The organism is Qipengyuania aquimaris, assembly GCF_009827445.1.
GTDB lineage: Bacteria > Pseudomonadota > Alphaproteobacteria > Sphingomonadales > Sphingomonadaceae > Qipengyuania > Qipengyuania aquimaris.
The window spans coordinates 2,524,612-2,535,057 of sequence record NZ_WTYI01000001.1; the positions used below are offsets into that span (position 1 = coordinate 2,524,612).

Below are 10,446 nucleotides of genomic sequence, written 5' to 3' on the forward strand. Positions count from 1 at the left end.
GGCGATTGTCGCCGGAACTGGCCTGTCATTCGGGAGCGATCGCCGCACGGTTACCGGATCGGAAAATTTTTTCGGCTGTAACCGCTTCCGGGGCCGGCGCGAACGATCCTGTGTGCACCGATGCACGATCAAGATCACAAGGAACTGGATGCCATGACACTCGCAACCCGCAAGACTGCCACTGCTGCTGCGGCGGCAGCTTTCGCCCTCAGCTCGATGAGCGCATTTGCTGCGCCTGCCCCCGCTGGTAGCAGCGGCGCAGCCATCAATTCGGACGATGCGGTTCATTGTTATGGCGTGCACAGCTGTAAGGGCCAGGCCGACTGCGCGACCAGCGAAAACGCCTGCAAGGGCCAGAACGAATGCAAGGGCCACGGCTTCAAGGCGATGAAGGCCGGCGAATGCCTGACCAAGGGTGGCACCATCGGCGACATCGGCTGACGTCCAACCTGTTTGGCGGCCCGGCAGCGGCGGAAACCGACCCCTTCTTCCGCCACGTCCCTCGCCGGGCCGCCATCCTTTTACGGGAGCCTCCTTCATGAGCGTTATCGCGCCATTTCACGGATTCGGGCTGGCCCTGCGCCGCACGCATTATACCGACTTCCTCGAGACCCAAGTGCCGGTCGATTTCGTCGAGGTGATCTCGGAAAACTACATGGTGGAAGGCGGCAAGCCGCTGCGCATCCTTGAGGAAACTCGCGCCCGCCATCCGGTGATATTGCATGGCGTTTCGATGTCTGTCGGATCCGCGCAGGGACTGGACGAGGACTATCTCGAACGGCTTGCCGCGCTGGCGCAGAGGATCGACCCGCTATGGGTTTCCGACCACTTGTGCTGGACCCGGACGAGCGCCCACAATTCGCACGACCTCTTGCCGCTGCCGTTGACGGCGGAAGCATTGGACGTCGTGTGCGCGAACATCGATCGCGCGCAGGAAAAGCTTGGCCGGGCAATGCTGTTTGAAAACCCGTCAAGCTACCTCACCTTTCCCGAGGACGAGATGAGCGAATGGGCTTTCCTGTCGGAGATGGCCCGGCGCACCGGCTGCTATCTCCTGCTCGACGTCAACAACGTCTATGTCAGCGCACAGAACCACGGGTTCTCCGCGAGCGAGTATTTCGCGGGCCTTCCACTGGACCGGGTGCGGCAAATCCATCTTGCAGGTCACACACCTGCGACGGGAGAACGATCGCTCGTGATCGATACCCACGACCGTGAAGTCTGTGACGAGGTCTGGGATCTCTTTCGTGAAGTCGCAGCACTGACCGGACCCGTCGCGACCATGATCGAACGTGACGACGCGATCCCGCCGCTTTCTGAACTGCTGGACGAACTTGGTCGGGCGAGAAATATTGCTGTCAATGCCGAGCAGGCGAGGGCCGCATGAGCACGCTTGCCGAACGTCAGGCCGAGATTATGGCGAGCCTGCTCGACGAAGATCGACCGCTTCCAGCGAACCTTGGCCGGCGGCACGAAGCGGGACTGCAAATCTACCGCAACAATTATCGCACTGCCCTGGTCGAGGCGCTGCGGTCGACATTTGAAAGGACGGAGCGTCTGGTCGGCGAGGCGAGCTTTGCGCGCGCCGCGGCGCACCACCTCATCACCACTCCGCCCTCCAGCTGGACGCTGGACCTCGCGGGGTGCGGGTTTGCCGATACCTGCGCGGACCTGTTTCCGCACGATCGCGAAGTTGCGGAACTCGCCTGGCTTGAATGGGCGATGCACCTCAGTTTCGTCGCACGCGATTCCAGTCCGACGAACCTCGCCGGATTTGCGCAAGCGACCGCAGAATTCGGTCCCGCTGATTGGGAAGGCCTGGTCTTGCGGTTCGCGCCGGGCATTGACCTACGGACCGTGCACCACGACCTGAAGGCGCTCTGGTCCTCGCTAAATGAGGGAGAGGGGGAGGCGGACATCGTCCCGCTCGACACTCCCGCCACTGTCATCGTATGGCGCGAAGCCGAGAGACCCGTATTCCTGGCTGTCACCCAGGCCGAGGGCGACGCGCTCGCGTCGATGATTGCCGGAGCGAGCTACGGCCAAGCCTGCGCCGCGATGGCCGAGGCGCTCGGGCAGGAGCAGGCAGTCGAAACCGCCGGCGCGATGCTCGGCCGCTGGCTTGGCGAGGGACTTGTCGAGGGACTCGCCTAGTAGGCGAAGGTCTCGCCGACCATTTCCTCGCTCATCGACCAGAGGCGGTCGGCCTTGTCGGGATCGATCGCATAGCTGCGCACACCGCCACCGGTGCTTTCGTCGTCCTGATCGGCGACATGGCAGTTTTCGCAGTAAAGACCGCCATTGCCTTCCAGTTCCTCTGTCGTCGCGGCCCAGCACGTGGTTGCCGCGCCTTGCGGGATGGTCTTGAACGGCTCCGGCGTTTCGCCGCGCTCTTCTGCGTTCTTTCGGATCCGTTCCATGAGATCGGCCATGTCCTGATCGCTCATATGGCGGCCGAGGTTGGTCATGATGCCGCCCGGATGGAGCGAATAGGCGTGGATGCCCTTGTCGGAGAGCCGCTTTTCAAGGCCTACGGCAAACAGGACATTGGCCGTCTTCGATTGTCCGTAGCTGATCCACTTGTCGTACTCGCGCGTCTCGAAATTCGGATCGTCGAAGTCGACCGGCGCGATGTGGTGGCCGCGGCTCGACAGGTTGACGATGCGCGGGTGCTCGCCCTTATCCAGCAGGGGGACAAGCAGATTGGTCAGCAGGAAATGTCCGACATGGTTGGTGCCGAACTGCATTTCGAAACCGTCGGCGGTCTTCGCCTGGTCGCAGGCCATGACGCCGGCATTGTTGATCAGGAGGTCGATCTTCTCGAAGCGCTCGTTCGCTTCGGCGGCCGCCTTGCGGATGCTGTCGAGCGAGGCGAGGTCGCATTTGAGCGTATCGACCGTCGCGCCGGTCTGTTCCGCGATGGCATCGGCCGCCGCAGACAGCTTGGTTGCATCGCGGCCGGACAGGATGATGTGTGCGCCCTTCGCGGCCATTGCACGCGCGGTTTCCTGTCCCAGCCCGGAATAGCCGCCGGTCACCAGTGCGGTCCGTCCCGACAGGTCCTTGCCTTCAAGAACGTCGTCTGCCGTGCTTTCGAAACCGAATTCGCTCATCGCTGTCTTCTCCCTTGTGTAGGCCAGCGTAGCAGAAACGAAAAGGGGCGCGAGAGCTTTCGCCTCGCGCCCCGATCCTGCGTCCCCTTGGGGTCTCGTTATAGCTGTGCTTATGCGCCCGGAGGCAGCGGATCGTCGCTCTTGGGAGCAGCCGCTTTCCGGCGCTTGGGCTTGGGCGCAGAAGCGCTGCCGCCGGCCAGGTCATCGTCCATCTGGTCGAGCTTGCGCGCAGCCCAGTCCCGGCCGCCGAGGCCGAAGGCAAGCGCGCCTGCAACCGCGATGCCTGCGATCAGGATCGTCAGCGCATTGGCCGGGATCATGCCACCGATGCCGGTGAACTGCAGGCCCATGAAGACGAACAGGATGATCGTCGCCCAGCGCACGATGGTGGCTGCCGTCGAATTGCCTGCATCGCCCGCGATAAGCCGTGCGAGCATGTTGGCGATCAGGAAGCCGAAGGCGATAACCACCGCTCCGAAGATCACGCGTCCGCCCAGCTCTAGCAGCTGGTCGAGAATACCGGTCAGTTCCGGAAAGCCCAGGATGCGGGTGGCGGCAATAGCGAAGAACAATATGATCGCCACCTGCGCTATGCGCGCTATCACACCGCTGGCCGTCGTGCCTTCGGCAACGAGCCCGCTTTCCGAAAGCGCCCTGTCGACGCCGAGACCAGGCAGGACCTCCTTCACGATCTGGACCACGAACTTGCTGATGAGATAGCCGATGCCGAGCAGGATCGCCGCGGCGATAATGTTCGGGATGGCAGCGAAGATCATTCGCAGCATGTCCGATGCCGGATCGCTGATCGACTGGATTTCCAGCTGCTCCAGCGCCGCGATGGCGACCGGGATTGCGATCAGGACATAGACGATCGTGCCGATGGTCTTGCTGATGGCGGTATTGCCGGTGACATTGTCCACACCGCCGCGATTGGCCCATTTGTCGAAATCCACCGTCTGAAGTGTGGTGACAACCAGATCGCGTACGATCCGCGCCACCATCATGCCGATGAAGAAGATGAGGCCGGCCCACAGCAGGTTGGGCACGAAGTCGACCACGTTCTCAAGCAAGCTGTCGATTGGTCCCGCGACACCGCCGAGTTCCAGGATGTTCAGGATGATGAGCAAGCCGAACAGCCAGATAAGCAGTCCCACGATTTTGCCGAGAGATTCGCCGAGGCTGGCACCGTTGCCGGTCCCGCGATTGAAGAATGCGACATTGTCGACGAGCTTGGCGAAAGCCCATTTCGCCGCTCGCGCGGCAAGCCATGTGATGACCAGGGCGATGACTGCGTAAAGCAGCTTCTCACCCAGCTCCATCGCGACCTGTTGGTCGAATTTGTATCTGTCGAAAATCACGAAACCTCTCCCCTTATGGTTTCCGTAACGTCGCGCTCTACCACGATGACGCATTCATACAAAAAGCGCGTGGGGGGTGGAGTGGATAACTTTGCCTGCTATCACTCTCGCATGAGAGGATTTTTCACCCGCTTCGCCCTCGTTTTCTCGGCTCTCGCGCTCACCGGACAGATTCCTGCGACGGCCCAGGATAGTGAACCTGCCGAGACGCGCTGGTCCTTCGCCATCCATGGCGGCGCAGGCACTATTTCGCGCGAGGATATGACACCCGAAGAAGACGCGGCCCACCGCGCCGCCTTGCAGGCAGCGCTCGATGCGGGATCGAAAGTGCTGGACGAAGGCGGTACGGCGATGGACGCGGTCGAGGCCGCGATACTGCTGCTGGAAGACGAGCCGCGTTTCAATGCGGGCCGCGGCGCGGTTTATACCTGGGAAGGCAGCCACGAACTCGACGCCTCGGTCATGGACGGCGCGACCCGCGATGCGGGCGCGGTGGCGGGTGTCACCAACATCCGCAATCCGATCCTGCTGGCGCGCAAGGTCATGACCGATAGCCCGCATGTCATGCTGGCCGGCAAGGGCGCGGAGGACTTTGCTGTGGAGCAGGGCATCGAGATCGTCCCGCCGAGCTATTTCGACACCGAACGGCGGCGCGAGGCGCTGGAACGGATGAAAGCGCGGCAGCTGTCCTCGCTCGATGTGGACCTCAAGTTCGGGACGGTCGGTGCAGTGGCGCTCGACCGCAATGGCAATATGGCTGCGGGTACCTCCACCGGCGGGATGACCGGCAAGCGCTGGGGCCGCGTGGGAGATGCACCGATCATCGGCGCGGGCACCTATGCCGACAACCGGTCTTGCGCCGTCTCGGCGACCGGCTGGGGCGAATACTTCATCCGCGTCGGTGTGGCGCATGAAATCTGTGCTTTGCTTAGGGCCGATCGCCAAGCGGCACGCAGCGCCGCGGAGTGGGACGCTGCGCGGGCGGCGGGACCGGACGCGGTCGTATTTGTTTCCGGAGTTGAGATGCCAGTCCGATTTGCGCAGGATGTCGCCGACGATGTCATGGACGACGTCAAAGAGCTCGGCGGCGATGGCGGGATCATCTTGGTCACACCCGAGGGCCACGCGCTTTTCAGTTTCAACACTGCAGGCATGTACCGCGGCCGGGCGACGAGCGACGGGCTCAACGAGGTGGCGATCTACGGCGACGACTAGCGCCGAGTCGCAGCGACGCAGGGCAATGTAAGGCCAGCGCAAACAGGATTTTGAATCAGGCAATTAGTCTCCGCTTTTGACTCGGCTCGGGTTGAGGCGCACCTTGCCCCCAGCGTTGGGGGACATCCAGAAACTGTAGGGCCGCATGGTCCTGACGCCACTCACGGGTCGCAGCACTCGACTGAGAAGGAGTCAGGTATGAAGCACCTTATCAAGACCGCAGTATTGGCATCCACGCTGGCCTTTGCCGTCCCGCAGGCGGCGCATGCGCAGGACGAGTATCCGTTGACCGGCGCAGAATGGATCGAGATCACCGGGATCGATATCCATGACGGTGCCGGATACAAGTACGCCACCCACCTTGCCGATGCATGGCGCAAGAACATGGATTACTCGGTCGAACAGGGCTGGATCGAAAGCTACGAGATCTGGAGCAACACCCATGCCCGCAAGGGCGAGCCGGACCTGTGGCTGATCACCCGTTTCGACCAGTTCGCGACCAATGCGGAATACGAAGAACGCGGCCGGAAAGTACGCGCGATGATGCAGCGCACGATTACCCAGCTGAATTCGGAATCCGGCAACCGCGCCGAATATCGCACGATCCTTGGCGATGTCCTCGCCAAGCGGCTGGTCTGGCGCGACTGATGCAGTAATCCCCCCGGGAGGGCGGGCTGCCTGCGAGCGGCTCGCCCTTTCCCCGGCTCAACCGCGCTTGCGCGCGCGCTGGTAGCTGCCGAGCAGGCGTACCGAATTGCACTGGAAAGACAGTTCCTCCAGCGCCGTATCGACGCGGGGATTTCCGGGTGCGCCCTCGATATCGCAATAGAACATCGTGGCGGCAAAGCTCGCACCCTTCTGGTAGCTTTCCAGCTTGGTCATGTTGACGCCGTTCGTCGCGAAGCAGCCCAGCGCCTTGTAGAGCGCGGCGGGCACGTTCTTCACCTCGAAGATGAAAGTGGTCATGGCCTCTTCATCGGCCAGCTCGTCTGCCGAGCGCGCATCCTTGGCGAGAACCACGAAGCGCGTGGTGTTGTCCTGCGCGTCCTCGACCGCGCTTTCCACGATCTTGAGGCCATACAATTCCGCTGCCATCGGCGGGGCGAGGGCCGCAATGGTCGGATCCTGTTCCTCTGCCACGTAAGCTGCCGCGCCCGCGGTATCGGCGTGGCTCATCGGCACGATGCCGCGCTCGCGCAGGTAGATGCGCGACTGGCCCAGCGCCTGGGGGTGGCTGTAGGCCGCCTCGAAAGGACCTTCGCCGGTCGCCATCAGCGCATGGGTGATCGGCATGAAATGCTCTGCCACGATGGACAGGCCGCTTTCCGGCAACAGGAAGTGGATGTCGGCAACCCGTCCGTGCTGGCTGTTTTCGATCGGGATCATCGCGCAGCCTGCCGCACCGGTCTTCACTGCATCGAGCGCATCCTGGAAACCCAGAAAGGGCAGGGGCAGCGCTTCGGGCGCGAACTGCATCGCAGCCTGGTGCGAATTCGAACCGGGCGCTCCGCCGAACGCGATCGCGCGCTCCGGATGGGCTGCTGCGGCTTGGCGCATGGAATCGACCATGGCGAGTGCGGGCTTGGCGAAATTACGCATGGGGCCGTGCTGCTAAGCTGCGACTGTGCCTATCGCAAGCGCTATTGCGCAGCCTGCACTTGCGCGAGCGCGGAGAGGGCACTAGAGCGGCGCCCAACCACAGACCTTTCGGATTCTTGCAGGCTTTCAAGCAATGGACGATCGTTTCAATACCGCTTCCGGTTGGGTGCTCTTCGCCGGTATCGTCGCTCTCGGGGCGTCGATCGCATCGGGAATGTACTTCCACGCCGACGACAACAGCTATCCCGAAGGCGAAGACTTCGGCTACTTCGTCAAGGGCGAAGAAGTTGGCCCCGAAGAAGCAGGGCCGGATCTCGGCACGCTTCTGGCCAGCGCGGATGCAGCAGCCGGCGAAAAGGTTTTCGCCAAGTGCACGGCTTGCCACACGATCGACCAGGGCGGCGCGAACGGTATCGGCCCGAACCTCTACGGCGTGATGGGCGCTGCAATCGGCTCGCACGCTGCTGGCTTCGCCTACAGCTCGGCCCTTGCCGACAAGGGCGGTCAATGGTCGTGGGAAAACATGGACGCATGGCTCAAGAGCCCGCGCGGTTTTGCTGCCGGCACCAAGATGAGCTTCGCCGGTCTTTCCAAGCCGGAAGACCGGGCCAACGTCATGGAATTCATGGCCACCTATGGCGGCGCACCGGCCAAGCCGGAACCGGCTCCGGTCGAAGAAGCCGCTGCCGAGGGTGAAGATGCCCCCGGCGCAGGTCCCGGACCCGTCGAAGGTGCGGAAGCAGGTGCAGCCGAAGCAGCAGGCGCGATGAGCGCGGACCAGCCGGTCCCCGCTGCCAATGCGGCAGGCGACAACGAAGGCGCGACCAAGGTCGACTGAACCTTCGCTATTGCGATTTTAAGGAAAGCCCCGCTCCGGCGGGGTTTTTCGTATCTGGCGCAGGCGCCGCGTCAGTCGCCCTTGAAGCCCTGCGCGATCACGTACCACTCGCTCGAGCCTTTGCGGCTTGCAGGCGGCTTGGCGTGTTTCACAGTCTTGAAGTGCTTCTTGAGCAGGTCGAGCAGGTCCTTGTCGGTGCCGCCCGCAAGCACCTTGGCGAGGAAAGTGCCGCCCTTTTCCAGATTCTCGACGGCAAACCATGCGCCTGCCTCGACAAGGCCCATAGTGCGCAGGTGGTCGGTCTGCTTGTGGCCCACAGTGTTGGCGGCCATGTCGCTCATGACGAGGTCGGCCTTGCCGCCCAGCGCCTCTTCCAGCACGCGCGGCGCATCGTCGTCCATGAAATCCATCTGGAAGATGGTGACGCCTTCGATCGGCTCCACTTCGAGCAAATCGATGCCGACGATATCGGCCTTGGGGACGACCTTGCGTGCGACCTGGCTCCATCCGCCCGGAGCGATGCCAAGATCGACGATCCGCTTCGCTCCTTTCAGGATGCCGAATTTCTCGTCCATCTCGATCAGCTTGTAGGCGGCGCGGCTGCGATAGCCGTCGGCCTTCGCCTGTTTGACGTAAGGGTCGTTGAGCTGGCGCTGGAGCCAGCGTGTCGAGGACTCGCTGCGCTTCTTGGCGGTGCGCACCCGCGTATCGCGATCCTTGCCCGAACGGCTCATACGTCCTGCTCCCTCATGCGTTGCAGGGCGACGCGGCTGCGCTCCCCGTCGGCATCTGCGGCCATCAGGCTGCGCAGGATGCCCTCGCGAATGCCGCGATCGGCCACGCCCAGCGTTTCGGACGGCCAGATATCGAGGATCGATTCCAGGATCGCGCATCCAGCCACGACCAGATTGGCACGGTCGTCACCGATGCACGGCAGTTGCTGGCGCTCCTGCCCGCTCATCCGCGAAAGGCGGGTCGAGATATTGCGCATCGCCAGCGATTCCAGGATCAGCCCGTCGACTGCCCGTCGGTCGTACTGCGGCAGTTCGAGATGCAGGCTTGCAAGGGTTGTTACGGTGCCGCTCGTGCCGAGCAGGCGAATGGGGTGCTCGCCCCCGATATGGCTTTCGATACGCTTGGCGAAGTCGGCGAAGCTGTCGCGGACAGTCTGGCGCATCCGGTTATAGCGGTCGAGCCGTGTTTCGAGGCTTTCGTCCGACCCTGTGACCGTATCGGTAAGGGAGACGACGCCCCACGGCACACTCATCCAGTCGAGGATGCGCGGGACCGCGCCGCTCGGTTCGACGAGGACCAGTTCGGTCGACCCGCCGCCAATATCGAAAATCACCGCAGGCCCCGGCCCGTCTTCCAGCAGGATATGGCATCCAAGGACCGCGAGGCGCGCTTCTTCCTGCGCCGAGATGATGTCGAGCACGATGCCGGTTTCTTCGCGCACGCGCTCGATGAAGGCTTCGCCATTCGAGGCACGGCGGCAGGCTTCGGTGGCGACCGAGCGGGCGAGGTGGACATGGCGGCGGCGCAGCTTTTCCGCGCAGACGTGCAGTGCGGCAAGCGTGCGCTCCATCGAGGCATCGGACAACTTGCCGCTGGCCGCAAGACCTTCGCCCAGCCGCACCACGCGGCTGAAGGCGTCGATAACGGTGAAATTCTCGCCCGAAGGCCGCGCGATCAGCAGGCGGCAGTTATTGGTGCCGAGATCGAGCGCGGCATAGGCCTGCCGGCGCTGGTGCGGACGGGCTTGCGGCTGCTGTTGGGGTTTGTCGAAGGGATTTCGCGGCTTTTCCCCGGCACGCGGTTGCGCCGCGCGGGAGGCCGGCTTGCGGCCTTTCTTGCCATCGGGCCGGGAAGGGCGCTTGTAGCGAAAATCGGCTACCTTGCCGGACGTGCCGCCCCTTTTACTCCCATGCCCCCTTTTACTGTCCGGCGGAGATTGATCCGCCATGGGGTATCTTCTTTCTATCCTCCCGCACGAACCATCGCGCACGGGGACTTGGCCGTGATGCTAGCGACGAGAGGCCTTGGGGGCAAGCACAAGGGTTGACCTTGGGAATGAGCGAAACTAAGTGCGCCTCCTCTCCCGGCATCGCTTGCGATTCTCGCGCATGGCCGGTGATGATGATGCCCCGTCGTCTAATGGTAAGACTACGGACTCTGACTCCGTCAATTGAGGTTCGAATCCTCACGGGGCATCCAATTATTCTGATATATTTCAATAAGTTATGGTTTGTCCGGGGCGCCGATAAGGTTTACCGCCGATTTCCGCTGATTCCCGCCGGATTCCGCGGGTTCTCATAAACTTTCG

The 10,446-nt window shown here is 62.9% G+C and carries 11 protein-coding genes and 1 tRNA gene; 7 read left to right on the forward strand and 5 right to left on the reverse strand.

Annotation, left to right across the window (positions count from 1 at the left end; all coding sequences use genetic code 11):
* Positions 1 to 153: 153 nt before the first annotated feature.
* The 3 genes from bufA2 to GRI34_RS12385 all read left to right on the forward strand — a co-directional run bounded on the left by bufA2 (position 154) and on the right by GRI34_RS12385 (position 2,154).
* Positions 154 to 441 carry a BufA2 family periplasmic bufferin-type metallophore gene (bufA2, locus tag GRI34_RS12375; protein WP_160596525.1) on the forward strand — a complete coding sequence of 96 codons (288 nt, stop codon included), beginning with the start codon at positions 154 to 156 and terminating at the stop codon, positions 439 to 441.
* Positions 442 to 538: 97 nt separating this feature from the next.
* Complete coding sequence (gene bufB, locus GRI34_RS12380; protein ID WP_160596188.1) at positions 539 to 1,387, forward strand: MNIO family bufferin maturase; 849 nt, start codon at positions 539 to 541, stop codon at positions 1,385 to 1,387.
* Positions 1,384 to 2,154 (forward strand): HvfC/BufC N-terminal domain-containing protein, encoded by a 771-nt coding sequence (locus GRI34_RS12385; protein WP_160596189.1) that lies wholly within the window; start codon positions 1,384 to 1,386, stop codon positions 2,152 to 2,154. The genes bufB and GRI34_RS12385 overlap by 4 nt, the downstream gene beginning before the upstream one ends.
* Here the strand turns inward: GRI34_RS12385 and GRI34_RS12390 are convergent.
* Positions 2,151 to 3,113: an SDR family NAD(P)-dependent oxidoreductase gene (locus GRI34_RS12390; RefSeq protein ID WP_160596190.1), complete on the reverse strand. Its 963-nt coding sequence runs from the start codon at positions 3,111 to 3,113 to the stop codon at positions 2,151 to 2,153. The genes GRI34_RS12385 and GRI34_RS12390 overlap by 4 nt on opposite strands.
* 110 nt (positions 3,114 to 3,223) lie before the next feature.
* On the reverse strand, positions 3,224 to 4,471 hold the full coding sequence (locus GRI34_RS12395; RefSeq protein ID WP_325065221.1) for a mechanosensitive ion channel: 1,248 nt from the start codon (positions 4,469 to 4,471) through the stop codon (positions 3,224 to 3,226).
* A 111-nt stretch (positions 4,472 to 4,582) separates the two neighbouring features.
* Between GRI34_RS12395 and GRI34_RS12400 the strand changes: the two genes are divergently transcribed.
* Both GRI34_RS12400 and GRI34_RS12405 read left to right on the forward strand, forming a co-directional pair.
* Complete coding sequence (locus GRI34_RS12400) at positions 4,583 to 5,686, forward strand: isoaspartyl peptidase/L-asparaginase family protein (RefSeq protein ID WP_160596192.1); 1,104 nt, start codon at positions 4,583 to 4,585, stop codon at positions 5,684 to 5,686.
* Positions 5,687 to 5,884: 198 nt separating this feature from the next.
* On the forward strand, positions 5,885 to 6,334 hold the full coding sequence (locus GRI34_RS12405) for a hypothetical protein (RefSeq protein ID WP_160596193.1): 450 nt from the start codon (positions 5,885 to 5,887) through the stop codon (positions 6,332 to 6,334).
* Between the two features lie 57 nt (positions 6,335 to 6,391).
* Here GRI34_RS12405 and GRI34_RS12410 read toward each other — a convergent pair whose 3' ends face one another.
* A complete protein-coding gene (locus GRI34_RS12410) occupies positions 6,392 to 7,285 on the reverse strand; it encodes a prephenate dehydratase (RefSeq protein WP_160596194.1) in 894 nt (297 codons plus the stop codon).
* A 133-nt stretch (positions 7,286 to 7,418) separates the two neighbouring features.
* Here GRI34_RS12410 and GRI34_RS12415 point away from each other — a divergent pair, with 133 nt between their 5' ends.
* Complete coding sequence (locus GRI34_RS12415) at positions 7,419 to 8,123, forward strand: c-type cytochrome (protein ID WP_160596195.1); 705 nt, start codon at positions 7,419 to 7,421, stop codon at positions 8,121 to 8,123.
* 71 nt (positions 8,124 to 8,194) lie between these two features.
* On the opposite strand, the gene GRI34_RS12420 is transcribed toward GRI34_RS12415, so the two are convergent.
* Together GRI34_RS12420 and GRI34_RS12425 are read right to left on the reverse strand one after the other, a co-directional pair.
* Positions 8,195 to 8,857 carry an RlmE family RNA methyltransferase gene (locus tag GRI34_RS12420; RefSeq protein ID WP_160596196.1) on the reverse strand — a complete coding sequence of 221 codons (663 nt, stop codon included), beginning with the start codon at positions 8,855 to 8,857 and terminating at the stop codon, positions 8,195 to 8,197.
* Positions 8,854 to 10,086, reverse strand: coding sequence for a Ppx/GppA phosphatase family protein (locus GRI34_RS12425; RefSeq protein WP_160596197.1), 1,233 nt, complete (start codon positions 10,084 to 10,086; stop codon positions 8,854 to 8,856). The genes GRI34_RS12420 and GRI34_RS12425 overlap by 4 nt, the downstream gene beginning before the upstream one ends.
* A 177-nt stretch (positions 10,087 to 10,263) precedes the next feature.
* Between GRI34_RS12425 and GRI34_RS12430 the strand changes: the two genes are divergently transcribed.
* Positions 10,264 to 10,337, forward strand: a tRNA-Gln gene (locus tag GRI34_RS12430).
* Positions 10,338 to 10,446: the final 109 nt, after the last annotated feature.

Excerpts from the sequence above, each read along its gene's own strand:
- GRI34_RS12425 (WP_160596197.1), bottom strand. The coding sequence starts at position 10,086 with ATGGCGGATCAATCTCCGCCGGACAGTAAAAGGGGGCATGGGAGTAAA.
- bufA2 (WP_160596525.1), top strand. The coding sequence starts at position 154 with ATGACACTCGCAACCCGCAAGACTGCCACTGCTGCTGCGGCGGCAGCT.
- GRI34_RS12415 (WP_160596195.1), top strand. The coding sequence starts at position 7,419 with ATGGACGATCGTTTCAATACCGCTTCCGGTTGGGTGCTCTTCGCCGGT.
- GRI34_RS12420 (WP_160596196.1), bottom strand. The coding sequence starts at position 8,857 with ATGAGCCGTTCGGGCAAGGATCGCGATACGCGGGTGCGCACCGCCAAG.
- GRI34_RS12400 (WP_160596192.1), top strand. The coding sequence starts at position 4,583 with ATGAGAGGATTTTTCACCCGCTTCGCCCTCGTTTTCTCGGCTCTCGCG.
- GRI34_RS12390 (WP_160596190.1), bottom strand. The coding sequence starts at position 3,113 with ATGAGCGAATTCGGTTTCGAAAGCACGGCAGACGACGTTCTTGAAGGC.
- GRI34_RS12410 (WP_160596194.1), bottom strand. The coding sequence starts at position 7,285 with ATGCGTAATTTCGCCAAGCCCGCACTCGCCATGGTCGATTCCATGCGC.
- GRI34_RS12405 (WP_160596193.1), top strand. The coding sequence starts at position 5,885 with ATGAAGCACCTTATCAAGACCGCAGTATTGGCATCCACGCTGGCCTTT.
- GRI34_RS12385 (WP_160596189.1), top strand. The coding sequence starts at position 1,384 with ATGAGCACGCTTGCCGAACGTCAGGCCGAGATTATGGCGAGCCTGCTC.
- bufB (WP_160596188.1), top strand. The coding sequence starts at position 539 with ATGAGCGTTATCGCGCCATTTCACGGATTCGGGCTGGCCCTGCGCCGC.